This window comes from Kitasatospora sp. NPDC058063 (assembly GCF_042885395.1).
Lineage (GTDB): Bacteria > Actinomycetota > Actinomycetes > Streptomycetales > Streptomycetaceae > Kitasatospora > Kitasatospora lactacystinica.
Genome location: NZ_JBHVSD010000017.1, coordinates 63,177 through 81,904, shown reverse-complemented (window position 1 = coordinate 81,904; position 18,728 = coordinate 63,177). Strand labels below are relative to the sequence as shown.

Genomic DNA, 18,728 nt, shown 5'->3' with positions numbered 1-18,728 from the left:
CGCCTGGCCTCTGCGCGTCCGGCGCCGAGGGTTCAGATCAGGGAAAATGCCATGGGTGCTGCAGGTAGGGATATGACTGACCGTCGACCATCGCTCGAGCGTGCCGCCAGACCGCGACCCGCTCGACCCCGCTTCTCGTCACTGGCGGCCCTTCTGGCGCTCACGGTCACGCTGCCCGGCCTAGCGGCGCCTCCTGCCGCAGCCGACTCGGCCGCCGATCCGTGGCAGGCCGCGCAGGACGCCGTCACCGCCGGGGACGCCAAACACGCAGGGGAGTTGCTGGATCCCCGGCCCGCCGAGCTCGCGCTCGCCGAGGCGAAGAAGACCGGCAAGGACGTCCCCGTCCCGTCGCTGACGGACGAGTTCAGCACCACGGTCGCCACACCCTCCGGCAGGCTCCGCCAGGAACGGCACCTGGACGCCCAGCGCGTGAAGCGCGCCGACGGATCATGGGCGGCGCTGGACGACACGCTGCTCAAGCGTGCTGACGGCAGCCTCGCGCCGGCGGCGGCGAGTGAGGACCTCGTCATCTCGGGTGGCGGCAGCAGCACGCTGGCGACCATGACGACCAAGGACGGCAAGCAATTTGCCGTGGCGTCGCCGTTCCCGGGGCCCCTGCCGGTCCCGGCCGTGAGCGGCAACGGCGCCCTGTACGCATCGGTAGCACCGGACACCGACCTGAAGGTGACCGCGACCCGGTTCGGCGGCTACAGCACCGTGCTGATCCTGCACACGCCCACCGCCGCCTCGAACCCGGCGGTGCGCTCGCTCACCTTCCCCACCAGCACCAAGGGCGTGGAGCTGTCCACTAATGAGGACGGGAGCCTGAAGGCTGTCAGCGAAGGCAAGGAAGTCTTCACCGCCCCGAAGCCGCAGATGTGGTCGGCCGCGGCACCGGTGCCCGGGGGCGCCGCGCCGACGCAGTCCTCCACAGCAGTGAAGGCATCGTTCGCCACCCCGTCCTCGGCGACGGCACCCAGCCCGACGAACTCGATGCTTGAGGGCGACAGCGTCAGCGAGGTCACCAGCCAGTCATCGGACACACCGAGCACGACGGACGGCCCCGGAGCCGGGGCCACGGTCGCCGACATCCCCGTGGTAGCCGGAACGGGCACGAATGGCAGCAAGAGCATCGTCCTGTCACCCAGCCCGGACCTCCTGGACGGCCCGAACACCAGCTACCCGATCTACGTCGACCCGACGTGGTCGAACGACGCCCGGGGCAAGAGCCACCACGCCTGGGTCCAGTCCGCATACCCGACCGGCAACTTCGACCGCACCGGCCCAGCCGGCCTCGATCACCCCGGCGTCGGCTACCAGGGCTGGGAAGCCAAGAACGGCATCGAACGGGCCCTGTACGAATTCAACCTGAACGGCTACCTGCCCGACACCGCCATCAACTACGCCAACCTGCGCGTCTGGCAGCACGTGTCCGCCGATCACTCCTGCACCAACGCGTACCCGGTGAGTGCCTACCGGGCCGGGGCCTTCGACAGCAGCATCTCCTGGGGCACCCACCACATCTTCGAATTCCTCGACGGCAAGGACGTCCCGGGCAACGGAGGCGACAACGCCTGCATGGCCGGCATCCCCATCGATTTCAACGTCACCAGCGCGATGCGCAACGCCCTCGCCGACACCGGTACACCCCTGGCATTCGCCCTCATCGGCCGGGAGGGAACCGGCGACAAGACGGCGTTCAAGCGCCTCGCCTACGACGCGGTCCTGTCGACCGAGTTCGACCACGTGCCGCTCCAGCCGGGCGACCCTCGTGCCCTGCCGGCTCCGCGCAGCGTCACCCGAGGCGAGAGTGACGCCTGCGGTGACGGGACGGTCTCCTCGTTCCGTTGGGTGACCGACACCACGGTCAACCTGACCTCGGTCGTCAGCAGCCACAACCAGGGCCAGCTCACCGAGTACGTCAGGATCTGGGACGACGCAGTCACCGGGTCGCCCATCGTCAGCAACGGCTGGTCCGACTTCGTCCCCAACGGCAGCCGCGCCTCCTACACCGTCCCCCGCTTCACGCTCAAGGACGGCCACATCTACGGCTGGGCCGCGCAGGGCGACGACGGCATCCTGCGCGGGCCGGAGACGGCCACGTGCCACTTCGCCGTCGACACCACCCCGCCGGTCGCAGCGTTCGGCACCTTCACCGACCCGAACACCCAGTTCCCGCCGTCCGGCAACGGCCAGACCACCAACCTGCGCTTGGGCCAGGAAGGCTCGATCCCCTTCACGGCCTACGACCCCAACCCCTCCGGCCCGCTGGCCTCGGGCGTCGTCTGCGTCCGCTATGGCTACGACCCGCAGCTCGCCAACTACACACAGAACTGCTCCGCGGCCGGCAGCACCCTGAACGTCACCGAGATCAAGACCAAGCCCCCCCACTGGGGCACCAACATCCTGTACGCCCAGGTCTTCGACGACGCCGCGAACGCCTCGCAGACCATGTCGTACTCCTTCTACGTCCCCTGGGCCCCCGGCCCGGTCGCGTTCGGCGACACCACCGGCGACGCGAACCCCGACATCCTCGTTGCCGACAGCGCCGGCAACCTGATCACCCACGGCCGCGCCACCGACCCCGGCAACCCGAACGTGCCGCCCACCGGCACCGCCGCCCCCGCCAACCAGGCCCCTGAGGCGGGCAGGACGTGGAAGGACTTCCACGTCACCCACCGAGGATCCCTGGACCCGGGCAAGAACACCGACGACCTGTTCGTGCACCGAGACGGCGGCAACTTCCTCTACTACTACGCCAACAAGGAGTCCGACCCCGGCCGGTTTACCCTCAACCTGAAGAGGGCCCTGGACCGTCCGAACTGCGTCGGCGGCGATTCGTCCTGCCCGGGCTACCACCAGGACGAGCAATGGCGCTACACCACCCAGATCACCCCGATCGGCTCGGCCAAGGACACTCGCACCCCCAGCCGTGAGGTCAAGGACGCCACCGGCATCCTCGTCGTTGAGGCCGGCAACCTCTGGTACTATCCCGCCGACACCAACCACACCCTCCTCCCGCCCAACCTGGTCTCCACCGGCGGCTGGGACACCGTCGACCTGATGGTCCCGGGCAACACCCTCGCCGTTGATCCCGCCGGCACCACCCCGGTCCCCCCGGCCCTGTGGGCACGTGCCCGCACCACCACGGGCAACCGGACCGCCGGAGATATCCTCCAGTACGCCCTGACCACCCAGACCCGCACCGACGGCCTCGGCGAGTACACCACCGTCACCTCCGTCACCCCCGCTGCCGCCTCCAAGATCGGCACGGGCATCACCACCACCGACTTCCCGACCGTCGGCTCCGACGGAGACGTGACCGGCGACGGAGTGCCCGACCTGTGGGCCCTGGACAGCTCCGGCAAGCTCCACGCCTGGCCCGGCTCGCTCACCGGCAAGACGGTCACCGGCTTCGGCACCGACCACTACCGCGGCAACACCCAGGCCCCGGCCGCCCAGTGGAAGCTCCAGGGCGACACCACCGCCCTCAGCGCCGACCCGGCCATCACCTACAACACGACCACCGCCGACCTCGCCTTCGCGGCGGACACTGTCGACGGCCGCGGCACGACGGCCGCGGTCTTCAACGGCTCGACCTCGGCCATGACCACCGACAAGCCGGTCGTCGACACCCGCAAGAGCTTCACCATCAGCACCTGGGCGAAGTCCAACGGCAACGGTCAGATCGTCGCCAGCCAGAACACCACCCACGCCAGTAGCTTCATCCTCTGGAGCGAAGGCACCGGAGGCGCCTGGCGCTTCGCCCTCGCACACAGCGACGACAACACCTGGCCCTACGATTCCACCAACATCAGCAACAGCGCCGCCCTGGTCCAGAACGGTGCCTGGACCCGCCTGACCGCCAGCTACAACGCCGACACCGGCCAGGTGAACCTCTACGTCAACGGCACCCTCGCCGGGAGCGGCTACCACAACGCGGCCACCAGCCCCGCCCCCAGCGGCGGCCTGGTCCTCGGCCGTTTTCAGTACCAGGGCCAGCCGAGCGCCAGCTTCAACGGCAGCATCACCAACTTCGCTGTCTATGCCACCCCCGTCAACCCGCCGAGCGCAACCATGGCGATTCGCCACGCTGCGAGCAACAACTGCCTAGACGTCCCCTACAACGACACCAGCCAGGGACTCGAGATCGTCCCCTGCAACAACACCGCCGCCCAGAGCCTGACCGTCGACTCCAGCAACGGCACCATCAGCCTGCGCGGCATGTGCGTCGACATCACCGGAGGCAGCACCGCCAACGGAGCCGGCATCGGGCTGTCGACCTGCACCCCCGGCGCCTCGAACCAGGTCTGGCTCCCTAGGGCCGACGGAAGCCTCTACAACCCGGCGTCCGACCACTGCGTCGACCTGCCCAACAACGACACCACCCCCGGCAGCCGACTCGCCGCCTTCACCTGCAACGGCACACCCGCCCAGACCTGGAGCTTTCCCGCCCTCAGGACCCCGCCCCAGCCCGTCAATCCCTGACCCGTCACGCATGAGACTGGGCCCCAGCGCACCGCCCGCTGGGGCCCAGTCTCATGACGGCCGTGTGACTGTGTGCGTGTGCCTCGGGGAGAGCCAGGGGAGCGGCCGACGACGACCTGCTGCATTACGCCGAACCGACCCTGGTGAACCTGAACGGTGGGCCGGACGTCGAGCAAGCCACCCGGACAACAACCGGCAAGGATCTGGTGGTGCACTGGCCGGATCCGGTTTGTCGCGACGGCCGGCCGAGCAAGGCGTTCGGAAGGAACAAAGCAAAATGGGCGAACGAATGCTGACGAAGGGCGTCGAAGCCAGGTACCGGAGGGGCCACGGGAAGGCGCCGGTCGTCATCACCACCCTGGAGGGCGTCGATGCGTTCGTCGACGACCTCCTGGAGGGGGAGGAGGACTGCTGCACCCTGGCGGAGGTGTACTCACAGGACCGGGAACTGCATTCGTCGGGGTTCCCGGATCACCAGCTCGTGGTCGGTGCGGACAGGAGTCTTGGCCTGGGGCTCGTGTCGTACATGGACCAGAAGGGGAACTTCACTTCGGTCGGAGCGCCGGAGACCCGGACCAGGCCCACGTACCACTTCGTGTGGAACATGACCCAGTTCGCCGACCACTCGGAGATCCCGATACCGCTCGTCCGCCAGGCGGTGAAGGAGTTCCTGACCTCGGGTGGACAGCGTCCCACCTGCATCGAGTGGCAGCCTGAGACCTTCGGCGCATAGTGCCCAACTGTGGTGGCATGTCGGCTCCCTCCGGATTCGGAGGGAGCCGACATGTCTTCCGGGGCAGGCCGAGTTCGGTGGTGCGTTTTGCGGAGCGGGTCGAGGACCCGCAGGGGGCGGGGGTGATCCGTCCGCGTAGGCGATGGTGAGACCTCAGCCGGCCGTCGGGGCGGGCGGCCATGGGGATGGCCCTGTGGCGGTGGTCGGCGGCTACACGACGAACGCTGTGCGGTCCTCCTTCTCGGCCGGGTCGAGTCCCCGGTCGGGGTGGTAGGCGCCGTTCCACAGCAGGAGGTCGCCGATCACGGGTTCGGCGAGCCCGTCGGCGAGCGCGGCCTGGGCTTCGTGGCGGGGGAGCGAGGCGGTGTGGGGTTGCAGGCGGCGCAGGGGTTCGGGGCCGCTCGGGAAGGGGGAGCGCAGCGCGGCGATGTCGGCCTCGATGGCGTCCCGGTCGGCTTCGTCGCGGACGACGACGACAGGCCGGCTGTACTCGTCGTTGATCATCCGGAACGCTAGGTCGACGGCGGGGAACTCCAAGCGGGTGCGCAGGTCGTCGATGTCGCCGCCCATGGTGGCGGGGGTGCTGCCGTGGAGGGTGTAGCGCAGCTGGTAGTAGCGGTTGAGGGCGTCGAGGTCGTCGGGTTGGGCGAGGCCGGGGCCGATGTGGGCCGCGGTGGCTTTGAGGGCGGCCTCGTAGAGGTTGTCGCGGGGCTGGCCGGCGTCGTGGATGTGGAACACGACGACGGTGCCCTGCGCAAGCCGGCCGTCGCGGTTGCAGCGGCCGGCGGCCTGCTGGAGGGATTCCGCGGGGGCCCAGGCCCGGAGGACCCGGGGGAAGTCGAGGTCGACGCCGGCCTCGATGAGCTGGGTCGAGACCACGTGGACGTCCTGGTCGGCGTCGAGCATGTCCCGGATCAGGGCGATGGTCGTGCGACGGTGTTCGGCCGTCATCCGCGTCGAGAGGTGGAGCACCGGGCCGGGCGCCTGGTGTTCCAGAAGGCGGTGCAGGCGTGCGGCGTCCGTGGTGGTGTTCACCACGGTCAGCGTTTGGCGGCCGCTGCGGCGGGCGATCTCCTCGGCCATCGATTCCCAGGTGACGTGGGGGCCTTGGCGCCAGTCGTAGGTCACGCGGCGCAGTGAGGTGAACAGGCCGGAGGGGTCGTCGATGAGTCGGCGGCGGGGAAGGCCGTGGAGCTGGGCGAGGGACCAGAAGTCGGGCTGGGTCGCGGAGACGAGGACGACGGTGGCGCCGAAGCGTTCGACGAGCCCGCGCAGGGCACTGAGGATCGGAACCAGCAGATGGTCCGGCAGGGCCTGGACCTCGTCCAGGACGATCACGGATTTCGCCAGGCGGTGGAGCTTGCGCATGGCGGCGGGCTTGTGGGAGAAGAGCGATTCGAAGAGCTGGACGGTGGTGGTCACGACGAACGGGGCGTCCCAGTTCTCGGCGGCCGTGCGCGCCCGGCGGGAGTCCGGGGCGTCCAGGTCCACGGAGCTGTGATGCTCCAGCACGGTCAAGGGGAGAGCGTCATCGTCGGGGTCGAGGAGGTCCCGGTAGATCTGGGCGTTCTGCTGGGTGATGCTCACGTAGGGCACGGCGACCACGACCCGCCGAAGGCCATGCGCGGCCGCGTGATGCAGCGCGAACCCGGCCGAGGCGAAGGTCTTCCCGCCGCCGGTCGGCACGTGCAGCACGTACATACCGGGCCCGCCGGTGGCGCGGGCCACTGCTAGTTCATAGACGCGGCGGCGAACATCGTCGACCGGCGACGGCCGGCGCGCCGCGAGCGCGCGCCGGCGGCGCTCCTCGAACACCCCGGCCAGAGCGGCCATATCGACGTCCTCACGGAGCACGACAGGCAGATCGGCGAAGTGCGCGCCGGTGTCGAGAAAGTCGGCGTCCACCACGCAGCTGAACAGCATCCGCAGCAGCAGATCCCGCGCAAGCAGGGCGCCCGGGGAAGAAGGGCCCATGAGCCACCGCGGCAGCGGCACCCGACCGGTAGGCGTGATCTCCGGAACAACCAGGGCGACACGGGCGATCGCCTCCTCGATCAGCGGCTGCTCCTTGTGAGTTCGTGCCTTCACGGAGTCGATGAGCGTCTGCAGGTCCTGGTATCCGGGAAGACCGCCGTGGTGGCCCTGCACGACGGCGGCGAACGGACGCCCGGCATGCGACGCCGCCAGCCATGCCCCGGCCTCTTTGTGGGGAATACCGACTCGCCGGCTGTCGGCTTCGGCAACCTGCAGACCGTGCTGCCAGGAGCAGGATCCCTTGCCGACGTCATGTACCAGGGCCAGGTACTCGGCCAGCTCGCCCGCGTCGAAGGCGGCGCCGAACTGCCGTGCCAGGGCTGCGGATCCGCGCAGGTGATCCTCCAGAGTGTGGCGCCAGCCTGATAGGTTCCGGCTGTGTGCCCACAGTGGCGTCACATCGCTGCTTGAGTCCTCCATACCGATCAGATTTCCCATGACCGGACCCTACTGTCGTCGGCAGGCTGGCAGAGGGTGGTTCGGAACCCGGAGCATGCAGGCGACACGCGCTTCACGCCGAAGCAGTATGTCCTGTTTGGATATGTCTGGGCCTCTGGGATGCTTCGTCGTCCTGTGCCGGATCGCTGGTTGTCGCTGGTCAGCCGGCGTGGCGGTCGCCCCCCGGGGCGGCCGAGGATCGCAACTCATTGATCGTCGCGAGGAGCATGAGGAAGGTGCGGGGTGGCGGTCGCCCCCCGGGGCGGCCGAGGATCGCAACTCGTAGATGTCCCGCATGTCCGTCAGCACCTTCGCGCGTGGCGGTCGCCCCCCGGGGCGGCCGAGGATCGCAACGCCACCAGGGCGCGACGGCGCCGAGGTTCGGGTCCACGTGGCGGTCGCCCCCCGGGGCGGCCGAGGATCGCAACCTGCGTCCGGTCACCCACGTGCGGGCCCAGACGTGGGTGGCGGTCGCCCCCCGGGGCGGCCGAGGATCGCAACCTCCAGGTCAGGGCAGGTGCGCACCCCGCACACCAGTGGCGGTCGCCCCCCGGGGCGGCCGAGGATCGCAACCTGCTCCCGCTCGGCACGCAGCTCCTGACGGGCCGGTGGCGGTCGCCCCCCGGGGCGGCCGAGGATCGCAACTTGGCGACGGCGTACTGGCGGATGTACTCGGCCAGGTGGCGGTCGCCCCCCGGGGCGGCCGAGGATCGCAACGCGGATCCCTGCCTCCTCGCGCAGGCTGGCCCCGCGGTGGCGGTCGCCCCCGGGGCGGCCGAGGATCGCAACGTGAAGCCCTGCTCGATCTGGAACGCAGGCGACCCCGGTGGCGGTCGCCCCCCGGGGCGGCCGAGGATCGCAACGCCGACGTCCTGCGTCCGGTGATCGACCCGGACCACGTGGCGGTCGCCCTCCGGGGCGGCCGAGGATCGCAACCGTCCGCTGACCGCGCCGTCGTAGACCGTGGACCAGGTGGCGGTCGCCCTCCGTGGCGGCCGAGGATCGCAACGACCTGACCATCCGTACGGACGAGGTCGCGCCCGAGTGGCGGTCGCCCTCCGGGGCGGCCGAGGATCGCAACTCCTCCGCCTCGCGGCGCATGTGCTGGGCCATCGACGTGGCGGTCGCCCCCCGGGGGCGGCCGAGGATCGCAACCTCAGCACCGTGCCGAGGAATCCGAGTACGTGGAGTGGCGGTCGCCCTCCGGGGCGGCCGAGGATCGCAACCTCAGCACCGTGCCGAGGAATCCGAGTACGTGGAGTGGCGGTCGCCCTCCGGGGCGGCCGAGGATCGCAACTGGCTGATGGGCCGGCACCGGGCCCGCAAGCGCGGGTGGCGGTCGCCCCCCGGGGCGGCCGAGGATCGCAACGTCGGCACGGTGACCTTGACGTCCTTGCCGCCGGGGTGGCGGTCGCCCCCGGGGCGGCCGAGGATCGTAACCCCCGTTCCCCGCCTGGGTGCCGGCGCCCCGCCAACAGTGGCGGTCGCCCCCGGGGCGGCCGAGGATCGCAACGCGGAGGTAGCCGCTGGCCTTGGTGACGCCGTCGAGGTGGCGGTCGCCCCCCGGGGCGGCCGAGGATCGCAACCAGTAGCCACCGCGGCCAGGACCGAGGGACTGCAGCGTGGCGGTCGCCCCCTGGGCGGCCGAGGATCGCAACATCGTCAAGACGGCCGCGACCGCGCAGAGTTCCGGCGTGGCGGTCGCCCTCCGGGGCGGCCGAGGATCGCAACCCTCGTTGGGCGGCCTTACGGTGGGGCCGCAGGGTGGTGGCGGTCGCCCTTGCGGGCGACCGAGCATCGCAACACCGACTTCGGCTCGAACGTGCAGTTCCCGCAGCAGCGTGGCGGTCCCCTTCTGAGGCGGCCGAGGGCCACAGTGCCTCCTGAGGGTGGGACCCCAGCCACTTTCATCGAGGTTGCGGTCGTTCTTCGGGGGCCGTTGCCTGGCGGTGCGGTGATTTGAGGCTAATCGGCTGCCTGCCGAAGCTGACGGGGCATCGCCCGTCGCGACCTTCCGATCCGGATTTGCAGCTGAACCTGGCCATGCCGGGCGAGCGCGAGGGTCGCGAACACCCAGGCCCACCATGGCTCGCGGGCCACTGCGCGGAACATCTCCATCTTGTCACTCCTTCAATGGTTTTCTCAGGACACTGGCGAGTCCATGGTGCCTGAAGCGGAAGAGTGAAGGGCTCATAGACCGCTATTGGCCGATTATGAAAAATGCGGACCGAGGATGATCCTCGATCCGCATCAAACAGGCAGGCACTCGTCCTGCGAAAGCCATTGTTACGATCCCCGCCAGTCAGGCCAGGCTGATGGCGCCACCGGCCCCTTGATGGAGGGGCATTGGCTACAGGATAGGTCGCCCGGTCGTGTGAGGTGGAGTGATTCGTGAAGCAACATCGGCCGACCTAAGTCGGCGGGAGCCTCGTCGCGGTGAGCCTTCGGGAGCCGCCCGTCCGCCCTGTTCGGCGGGCGGGGTCATGGTGGTTCGCCCTCAGGGTGGCCGCGGTCAGTGGTTCGGGGCCGGCAGTCCCGGTGGCTCTGGCTACCTCTGGCGGCTGGCGGAAGGCCCGGGGGATTACAACGCGATCAATATCAGTCGACTGCGATCGAAATTGATCTCTTCTTGAATTCGGACCGACTGCGCCGGAGGGCCGCGCCATTCTGTTGGCCAGCGTCGGCCGGAGTCATGCAAGTGGATCGCACAGCCATTGGCGGAGCGATCGGGCGTCGATCGTCCGGTGGTGCTGTCTAGCGTCACCGCGACGAGGCAAGACCCGATGCTGCGTCATATGTGATGTCTGAAGGGGTGTCGGGATGGCTGGAAGAGAGGCTGCGGTGGAGGCGAGGCGCGGTGTTGCGCGGCGTCGCGGGAACGAGGGGTGGGTGTTTCCGGACCTGATCGTGGAGGTGTGGGGGCCTCTTGCGTGTTTCACCAGGCCGGAGTTGAAGTCGGAGCGTGTCAGTTATCCGGTGATGACGCCGTCGGCCGCGGTGGGTGTCCTGGAAGCGATCTACTGGAAGCCCGAGTTTCGCTATGTGGTCCGGGCGATCGAGGTGTTGAAGCCGATCCAGTGGATGCAGGTGCGCCGCAACGAGGTGAAGTCGATCGTCACCGCGAAGAAGCTGCAGGAACTTCAGACGACCCCCGGGGCCCGCTACGACGTCGAGGAGGACCGGGACCAGCGGAACACTATGGCGCTGACGGATGTGGCGTACCGGATCCGCGCGCAGATCGTCGTGGCTGGGCACGCCGGCGCGCCGGAGCAGAAGTTCCGGGAGCAGCTGCGCCGCCGAGTGGACCGCGGTGCCTGCTTCTCCCAGCCGTTCCTGGGGTGCAGGGAGTTCAGCGCGTCCTTCGGCCCGGCCTCGCAGGCACCGGTACTGGCCGAGCGGAGCGAGGAACTCGGCGTGATGTTGCACTCGATCACCTACACGCCCAAGGGCGAGCGCTACCAGTGGTTCCGGGCGAGGCTGGAACGCGGAGTTATGGACGTGCCGGACAAGCCACTGTCCGCCGGGGCGGTCGCGATGCCGTCTGCGCCCTGGCGCGCCGACAACGAGGAGTGAGCCAGTGCTGTTGCAGCGGTTGACCGAACAAGCCGCACGGATGGCGGACCTGCCGCCCGAGTTCTACCGGCGCCGACAGATCGACTGGGCGCTGGTGATTACCTCGGACGGCGCCGGCCCGTTCCTGTCCGACCGGCGGCCACCGGCCAAGTCACGCGGCCACGCGGTGATCGAGCCAGTGCCCTACGTGCAGCGCTCCGGAACGAAGGTGCCGCCGTTCCTCCTGGTGGACACCGCGGAGTTCGTCCTCGCACGCGCACGGGGCACCACCGAACCGGACGGCCCCAGCGACAAGGACGTGGCCGAGGCCGCGCGCCGGCACACCGAGTACCTCGGCCTGCTGCGCCGCTGGGCCGACGAAGCACCCGACGACGCCGCGGCACGCCAACTGCTCGACATCCTCACCCACAGAGTCGCCGCGCTCGACATTCCGCCGGAACTGGACGCCCGGCACACGGTCGCCGTAGTGGTGGACGGCCAGTGGCTGCACGAACGGGCCTCGGCGCGAGAGTTGTGGGCGCGCATCGTCCGCGAGCGCAAGGGATCCGGGGACGCCGAGCAGGAACTGTGCCTGGTCTGCGGGCAGCCGGGTGAACTGCTGTCGACGATCCCCGAACCGGTGAAGAAGGGCGCCGTCCCCTCGACCGGCGGCACCAACGAGGCCCAGCTGGTCAGCATCAACTCACCGGCACAGGGCCGCGGCGGCATCATCAAGCTCGTCAACACCCCCGTGTGCGACCGGTGCGGAAGCCGCGCCATGGCCACGCTCAACCGCCTGCTGACCACCGACAGCCACCGCCGATCCCTCCCCGACGGCGTGCTCCTGTGGTGGACACGCGAACCCCTGGAACAACCCCTCATCGAACTCATCGACGACAGCAGCCCCGACCCCGCCGCCATCGCCCACCTCATCGACACCCTCCACCACAACCCCGACCCGGCCACCGCCACCCGCATCACCACCAACGACTTCTACGTCCTCACCCTGGGCCTGAACAACGCCCGCACCGTCGTCCGGGAATGGCTCGACGTCCCCCTGGACGCCGTCAAAGCCAACCTCGGAGCCTGGTTCGAAGACCACGGCGTCTACGACGGATGGCGCGACACCACCCGCTACCTGCCCTTGTGGCACCTCGCACTCGCCGCCGGCCGCCACAACGGCACCCAGTACGTCAAAGGCACCGCACCCCACGGCATCGAACGCGAACTCCTCCACACCGCCCTACGCCGCACCCCACCCCCCGCACGCCTCCTCCCACACCTCCTCCAGCGCATCCGCGCCGACCACCACCTCGACACCCCGCGCACCGCCCTGCTGCGCCTGGCCCTCGCCCGCTCCCACAATCGAACGGACCGACCCATGCCGCGACTCGACACCGCCAGCACCGACCCCGCCTACCTGTGCGGGCGCGCGTTCGCCGTCCTCGAAGCCGTCCAGCAGGCAGCCCTGCCCGACGTGAAGGCCACGATCGGCGACAAGTTCTTCGGCACCGCGATGACCGCCCCAGCCGCGGTCCTGGCGAACCTGCGCCGCGGCGCCAACGCCCACCTCAAGCGCCTTCGCCGCGACAAGAAGCCCGCCTACCTCGCCCTGGACGCACGACTGTCACAGGCCTTCGCCGCCTTCACCGACGACCTTCCCACTCACCTGTCACCCCGCGAACAGGCCCGCTTCGTCATCGGCTACGAGCAGCAGCGCACCGCCGACAACCAGGCCCGCGCAGCCGCCAAGGCCGCGAAAGCCGCCACCCAGGCGACCGACGACGGTGCCGACCAGACGCCCTGACAGCCCCACCCGAACGTCCACATCCAACCGACACCACCAGGAGAACCCGCACCATGACCGACGCCCACCTCGACCCCACCCGCAAGCACGACTTCGTGTTCCTGATCGAGGCCACCGACAGCAACCCCAACGGCGACCCCGACGCCGGCGGAAGCCCCCGCACCGACCCCGTCTCCGGCCAGGGCCTCATCACCGACGTCGCCATCAAACGCAAGATCCGCAACACCGTCGCCATGCTCAACCAGCACGACCCCAAGCCCGGCTACGACATCTACGTCGAAGCCGGCGTCGCCCTCAACAGCCAGCACGAACGCGCCTACACCGCCCTCGGAACCGAAACCCAGCAAGCCGACGCCCGCACCTGGATGTGCCAAACCTTCTACGACATCCGCATGTTCGGCGCCGTCATGAGCACCGGCAAGAAGCCCGCCGGCCGCGTCCAAGGCCCCCTGCAGCTCACCTTCTCCCGCTCCATCGACCCGATCACCCCCCTGGAGATCGGCATCACCCGCGTCACCCCCACAAAGCAGGAAGACGTCGACGCCTTCAACAACCCCACCGACGACAAGAAGGGCAAGGAGACCGAGATGGGCACCAAGCACATCGTCCCCTACGCCCTCTACCGCGGAAGCGGCCACTTCAGCGCCCCGCTCGCCGCCCGCACCGGCGTCACCGCCAACGACCTCGACATGTTCTGGCGCGCCTTCCAGATCATGTTCGAACACGACCGCGCCGCCGCCCGCGGCGGCCTCGCCCTGCGCGGCCTCTACGTCTTCACCCACGACGACGCCTTCGGTCGCCAGCCCTCCCACACCCTCTTCGACCGCATCCGCATCAAGCAGCTCCACGACGCCACAGCCCGCAACATCACCGACTACGGCCCCATCGACATCGACGACACCGGCCTCACCGACGCCGGCATCACCCTCACCCGCCTCATCGGATGAACCACCCCCAACCAAAGCCAGGAGACGGCGACCAACCCCAAGTCGCCATCTCCTGGCTGGAGCACTACACCTACTGCCCCCGCCAGTGCGCCCTCATCGTCCTCGAAGACGCCTTCACCGACGACGCCGCCACCACCCGAGGAACCCTCCTCCACCAACGCGTCGACACCCCAGGCAACCGCGGCCGCAACACCATCCGCACCCTCCACGCCCTACCCGTCTGGCACGACGAACACGGCCTCACCGGAACCTGCGACACCGTCGAACTCCACAACAACGGCACCATCCTGCCCATCGAACACAAATCAGGCCGCTACCACCCCGGCGGCCCCGCCGACGTCCAAGCCGCCGCCCAAGCCATCTGCCTCCAACACATGTTCCAACAACCCGTACCCCACGCCGCCATCTACTCCGCCACCGACCGCCGACGCCACACCATCACCATCACCCCCGAACTCCACCAACGCGTCATCACCACCACCCACGCCATCCGCACCCTCCTCACCACCCGCCAACTACCACCCCCGCAACCGACAACCGCTGCCGACGCTGCTCCATGGCCACCAACTGCATCCCCACCGTCCTCACCAACACCCACCGCTACCAGCACGCCCTCACCACCCTCTACACCACCCCCGACGAAGAACCCACACACCCATGACCACCGAACTCCTCAACACCCTCTACGTCCAAACACAAGGCACCGACCTCCGCCTCGACCAAGACTCCCTACGCATCCACCTCCCCGACACACCAGGCCGCAAGACCCTCCCCCTACGCCGACTCGACGCCATCGTCCTCTACGGCCACATCAACCTCTCCACCGAACTCCTCACCCGCTGCGCACAGGACGGACGGCCCGTCACCTGGATGACCCGAGGCGGCCGGTTCCAGGCACGCCTCGAAGGGCCTGTTCGCGGCAACGTCCTCCTACGCCACCAGCAGCACTGCACCCACGCAGATCCGCACCTGCGGCTCGACATCGCCCGCAACACCGTCGCCGGGAAGATCCGCAACAGCCGCTGGATCCTGCTGCGCGCCGCCCGCGACGCGCAGCAGACCCCACAGGCCCGCATCCGCGAAGCAGCCGCCAAACTCGCCGAGGCACTGCCCGAGACCAAGAACGCCGCCTCCCCGGACACCCTGATGGGCATCGAGGGCAACGCCGCCCGCACCTACTTCAGCGCACTGCGCGACGTGCACCGACCCGCCGACGGCATCCCCGCCTTCACACACCGCAACCGGCGCCCACCCACCGACCCGGTCAATGCCCTGCTGTCCTTCACCTACGGACTGCTGCGCAACCTCGTCCACGGTGCGATCGAACAGGTAGGACTCGACCCGTACATCGGCTTCCTCCACGGCCTGCGGCCCGCGAAGCCGGCCCTGGCGCTCGACCTCATGGAGGAGTTCCGGCCCGTCCTGGCGGACCGCTTCGCACTCACCCTTCTCAACCGCCGCGAACTCAAAGCCCACCACTTCGACCACCTCGCCGGCGGCGCCGTCAACCTCACCGAGGACGGCCGCAAGACCGTGCTCTCCGCCTGGCAGGACTGGAAGACCCAGACCTGGGAACACCCGATCGCAGGACGAGCAGTTCCCGCCGCACTCCTTCCGGTCGTTCAGTGCCGCATCCTCGCCCGCCACATCCGCGGCGACCTGCCCGGGTACCTGCCCTGGACGGCCGCCTGATGGACCTCCTCCTCACCTACGACGTCGACACCACGACACCAGAAGGACGCCGCCGACTCCGAAAAGTCGCCAAACTCTGCGAAGGACACGGCCTACGCGTCCAGAAGTCGGTCTTCGAAATCGTCGCCACCGACATCGATCTCCTGCACCTCCTGAACGACATCAACAAGACCATCGACGCAGACACCGACAGCATCCGGATCTACCGGCTTCCACACAACGGCTTCAACGACGTACAGACTCTAGGAGTCGCTCAGGTACAGCCCCATCGTGACGACCTGGTTCTGTGACGGAAGGCTTCGGAACCCGGAGTTCACACGTGCCACGCGGGCCGCACCGAAGCCAGATGTCTGGTTTGAGTGGATCTGCTGGCAAACGGCGCGCAAATACTCGTCACACAGGTAGGGTCCTGACCTGGTCAAGTGCCGTGGCGGTCGCCCTCCGGGGCGGCCGAGGATCGCAACTCGCCGGGCCAGGCGCCGACGTACCAGAGGTGGACCAGGTGGCGGTCGCCCTCCGGGGCGGCCGAGGATCGCAACCTCCTCACCATCGCCATGCGCGGCGACTTCAAGGAGTGGCGGTCGCCCTCCGGGGCGGCCGAGGATCGCAACGCCATGACCGGGGACATGATGGTGCTGCCGCTGTGGGGTGGCGGTCGCCCTCCGGGGCGGCCGAGGATCGCAACAGCTCTCCCATGTCTGAGCTGATCATGCTGATCCTGGCGTGGCGGTCGCCCTCCGGGGCGGCCGAGGATCGAACTTGGCGGCGTCGGCGGCCTGACGCGCCTTCTCGGGTGGCGGTCGCCCTCCGGGGCGGCCGAGGATCGCAACATGTTCTGCCACAACGTGTCGGCGCCGGTCCGGCCCGGTGGCGGTCGCCCTCCGGGGCGGCCGAGGATCGCAACGCAGACGGCGAGTGGGACATGACCGAGCCGGAGCCGTGGCGGTCGCCCTCCGGGGCGGCCGAGGATCGCAACCGCAGATCGTCCTCCGCGCCTCCAGAGGGGTTGCGGTGTGGCGGTCGCCCTCCGGGGCGGCCGAGGATCGCAACCTCGACACCGTGACCGAGTGGGACGTTGAGGCCCCGTGTGGCGGTCGCCCTCCGGGGCGGCCGAGGATCGCAACGGTTAACGCTCCGAAGTGGTGGCCGGAGGAGGCTCGGGTGGCGGTCGCCCTCCGGGGCGGCCGAGGATCGCAACTCCCTAATTAGGGAGGTCACGGCCTTGTAGGCCAGCGTGGCGGTCGCCCTCCGGGGCGGCCGAGGATCGCAACTTGACCAACCCGCCGCTGTACGCCGGCTACCAGTCGTGGCGGTCGCCCTCCGGGGCGGCCGAGGATCGCAACAGCCGCCGTCACGCCCAGGTCGTTGCCGAGGTTGGCCGTGGCGGTCGCCCTCCGGGGCGGCGGCCGAGGATCGCAACACCGTGCTGGTCACCGAGATCCCCGCCCACCGGAGTGGCGGTCGCCCTCCGGGGCGGCCGAGGATCGCAACTCCTCCAGCCATCGGGCGACGTCCTCATGCTCTACAGCTCCCGCTTCGACGGCATTGAGGATCCCGACGGCGACGCCAACCGGCAGCTCGGTGTGGGGGACCTGCGCGCGCAGGCCTGGTTCGAACCGTTCGGGAACGTCGAGGCCCGTGACCCCCACCGCGGCTTCCGCCGCTGAACGGCCGAGCCCGCGCCGGACGGCGGGCGGAGGCACCTTGTGTGCCTCCGCCCGCGGTCCGCGACAACCGGGTAGGAAGGCCGACTGGGCACTTTCGGCCCGGCACGGCAGGTCGGGCGACCGACCGGGCGGCTATGCGGCAAGTGGCAGGTCGTCGTCGCCAGGGGGGACGGCTCGGAGCCGCCCCCCCTGGGCTTGGTCGAGGGCTCGGGCGAGGGCGTTGACGGCTTGGTCGGCGGAGTCCTTGAAGAGGTGGCCGTAGAGGTTGATCGTGGTCGCGAGGGTGGCGTGGCGCAGGGTCTTGGACACGATGGCGATGGGGATGCCTTCGGCGATCATGATGCTGGCCGCGGTGTGCCGCAGGTCGTGCAGCCCGATCTTCGGGAGGTCGAGTTCGGCGGTGCGGTTGCGGAGCTGGTCGAGGACCCACTGGGGCCGCAGGGGCGATCCGTCCGCGTGGGCGAAGACGAGGCCCTCCAGCTGCCCCTTGGGGTGGGCGGACATTTGGAGGGCGGCCTGGCGGTGGAGGGCGGTCATGACTCTGGGGGAGAGGCTGATCCAGGCGCGGCTGGCCTCGGTCTTGGGCTGGTTGAAGTGGAGGTCGCCGTTGTCCACGGCGGACAGGGTCCAGCGGACGAACAGCTTGCGGTCCATGAGGTGGACGTCCGACCAGTGCAGGGCAAGAACCTCACCGCGGCGCATGCCGGTACCGAGCAGGACCTCGAACAGGTCGGCCAGCTGGTCGGCGTACTGCTCGGCGTTGTGCCGCAGGAACGCCGCAGCCTGCGCCGGGGTCCAGCAGGTCCGCTCCTCGGCGCGGGGCTTGGGCGGCACGCAGTGCTCGGCCGGGTTGAACTTCAGCCGCCACGACCGCACCGCGTGGTTCAGCGCGTTGCGCAGCGTCGAGACCACCCGGTACAGCGCGACCCGGCCCCGACCGGCCTTGCGCTGCGCGGCCATCCAGTCCTCGATCTGCTTCGGCCGCAGGTCCAGCAGCCGGCACCGCCCGAACGCAGGGATCAGGTCCCGCTCCACGTACGCCTTGTAGCCGGCGTAGGTGTTGACCGTGAGCTCCTCCTTCCGCGCCGCCAGCCACTCCCGCAGGTACTCCGCCACGGTCGTGCGACGCTCCTCGTACGCCCCGCTCAGCTCACCCTCCAGCACCGCCGCCAACTCCTGCGCCGCCCCAGCCTCGGTCGCGAACCCGCCACGACGCCGGGTACGACGCCGGCCGTCCTCCGGTGCCAGATCGACGCAGTACGTCCACGACCCGTGCTCCGCCTCCTCCAGCAACCGCTCACACCACGCACCCAACTGCCGCCCGCCCTCGTCCCGGCACCCGCACCGCCGGTACACCCTGCCCCGCTGCG

At 69.5% G+C, this 18,728-nt stretch carries 10 protein-coding genes, 1 pseudogene and 2 CRISPR repeat arrays; of the genes and pseudogenes, 9 read left to right on the top strand and 2 right to left on the bottom strand.

What is annotated here, in order from left to right; translation table 11 throughout:
• Positions 1-276: 276 nt before the first annotated feature.
• On the top strand, positions 277-4,488 hold the full coding sequence (locus ACFVUY_RS27135) for a ricin-type beta-trefoil lectin domain protein (RefSeq protein WP_387734111.1): 4,212 nt from the start codon (positions 277-279) through the stop codon (positions 4,486-4,488).
• A gap of 277 nt (positions 4,489-4,765) precedes the next feature.
• Positions 4,766-5,221, top strand: coding sequence for an Imm1 family immunity protein (locus ACFVUY_RS27130; RefSeq protein ID WP_387734109.1), 456 nt, complete (start codon positions 4,766-4,768; stop codon positions 5,219-5,221).
• Between the two features lie 210 nt (positions 5,222-5,431).
• Here ACFVUY_RS27130 and cas3 read toward each other — a convergent pair whose 3' ends face one another.
• On the bottom strand, positions 5,432-7,693 hold the full coding sequence (cas3, locus tag ACFVUY_RS27125) for a CRISPR-associated helicase Cas3' (RefSeq protein ID WP_387734106.1): 2,262 nt from the start codon (positions 7,691-7,693) through the stop codon (positions 5,432-5,434).
• Between the two features lie 169 nt (positions 7,694-7,862).
• A CRISPR array of direct repeats spans positions 7,863-9,571; the repeat unit is 37 nt; unit sequence GTGGCGGTCGCCCCCCGGGGCGGCCGAGGATCGCAAC.
• A gap of 1,011 nt (positions 9,572-10,582) precedes the next feature.
• Here cas3 and cas5c point away from each other — a divergent pair.
• From cas5c to ACFVUY_RS27090, 7 genes and pseudogenes are all read left to right on the top strand, one after another.
• Complete coding sequence (gene cas5c / locus ACFVUY_RS27120) at positions 10,583-11,266, top strand: type I-C CRISPR-associated protein Cas5c (protein ID WP_387734103.1); 684 nt, start codon at positions 10,583-10,585, stop codon at positions 11,264-11,266.
• A 4-nt stretch (positions 11,267-11,270) separates the two neighbouring features.
• Positions 11,271-13,052 carry a type I-C CRISPR-associated protein Cas8c/Csd1 gene (cas8c, locus tag ACFVUY_RS27115; RefSeq protein ID WP_387734100.1) on the top strand — a complete coding sequence of 594 codons (1,782 nt, stop codon included), beginning with the start codon at positions 11,271-11,273 and terminating at the stop codon, positions 13,050-13,052.
• A gap of 53 nt (positions 13,053-13,105) precedes the next feature.
• Positions 13,106-13,999 (top strand): type I-C CRISPR-associated protein Cas7/Csd2, encoded by an 894-nt coding sequence (gene cas7c, locus ACFVUY_RS27110; protein ID WP_380358936.1) that lies wholly within the window; start codon positions 13,106-13,108, stop codon positions 13,997-13,999.
• Positions 13,996-14,472: pseudogene (locus ACFVUY_RS27105) on the top strand (Dna2/Cas4 domain-containing protein); the annotation flags it as partial. The gene cas7c and the pseudogene ACFVUY_RS27105, both read left to right, overlap by 4 nt.
• Before the next feature lie 184 nt (positions 14,473-14,656).
• The gene (gene cas1c / locus ACFVUY_RS27100) at positions 14,657-15,691 is read left to right on the top strand and encodes a type I-C CRISPR-associated endonuclease Cas1c (protein ID WP_380358932.1); all 1,035 of its coding nucleotides are present in this window, start codon (positions 14,657-14,659) and stop codon (positions 15,689-15,691) included.
• Positions 15,691-15,981, top strand: a complete 291-nt coding sequence (cas2, locus tag ACFVUY_RS27095; RefSeq protein ID WP_387687925.1) for a CRISPR-associated endonuclease Cas2 — start codon at positions 15,691-15,693, stop codon at positions 15,979-15,981. The genes cas1c and cas2 overlap by 1 nt, the downstream gene beginning before the upstream one ends.
• A gap of 137 nt (positions 15,982-16,118) precedes the next feature.
• Positions 16,119-17,182: a CRISPR direct-repeat array (repeat unit 37 nt; unit sequence GTGGCGGTCGCCCTCCGGGGCGGCCGAGGATCGCAAC).
• A gap of 26 nt (positions 17,183-17,208) precedes the next feature.
• Entirely contained in the window at positions 17,209-17,358 is a 150-nt protein-coding gene (locus ACFVUY_RS27090) for a hypothetical protein (protein ID WP_387734097.1), read from the top strand.
• 132 nt (positions 17,359-17,490) lie between these two features.
• Here the strand turns inward: ACFVUY_RS27090 and ACFVUY_RS27085 are convergent, their stop codons facing one another.
• A complete protein-coding gene (locus tag ACFVUY_RS27085; RefSeq protein WP_387734095.1) occupies positions 17,491-18,651 on the bottom strand; it encodes a tyrosine-type recombinase/integrase in 1,161 nt (386 codons plus the stop codon).
• Positions 18,652-18,728 lie beyond the last annotated feature (77 nt).

Bases quoted from the DNA above. Each gene is read 5' to 3' on its own strand.
- ACFVUY_RS27130 (WP_387734109.1), top strand. From the start codon at position 4,766: ATGGGCGAACGAATGCTGACGAAGGGCGTCGAAGCCAGGTACCGGAGG.
- cas3 (WP_387734106.1), bottom strand. From the start codon at position 7,693: ATGGGAAATCTGATCGGTATGGAGGACTCAAGCAGCGATGTGACGCCA.
- cas7c (WP_380358936.1), top strand. From the start codon at position 13,106: ATGACCGACGCCCACCTCGACCCCACCCGCAAGCACGACTTCGTGTTC.
- cas1c (WP_380358932.1), top strand. From the start codon at position 14,657: ATGACCACCGAACTCCTCAACACCCTCTACGTCCAAACACAAGGCACC.
- cas2 (WP_387687925.1), top strand. From the start codon at position 15,691: ATGGACCTCCTCCTCACCTACGACGTCGACACCACGACACCAGAAGGA.
- ACFVUY_RS27090 (WP_387734097.1), top strand. From the start codon at position 17,209: ATGCTCTACAGCTCCCGCTTCGACGGCATTGAGGATCCCGACGGCGAC.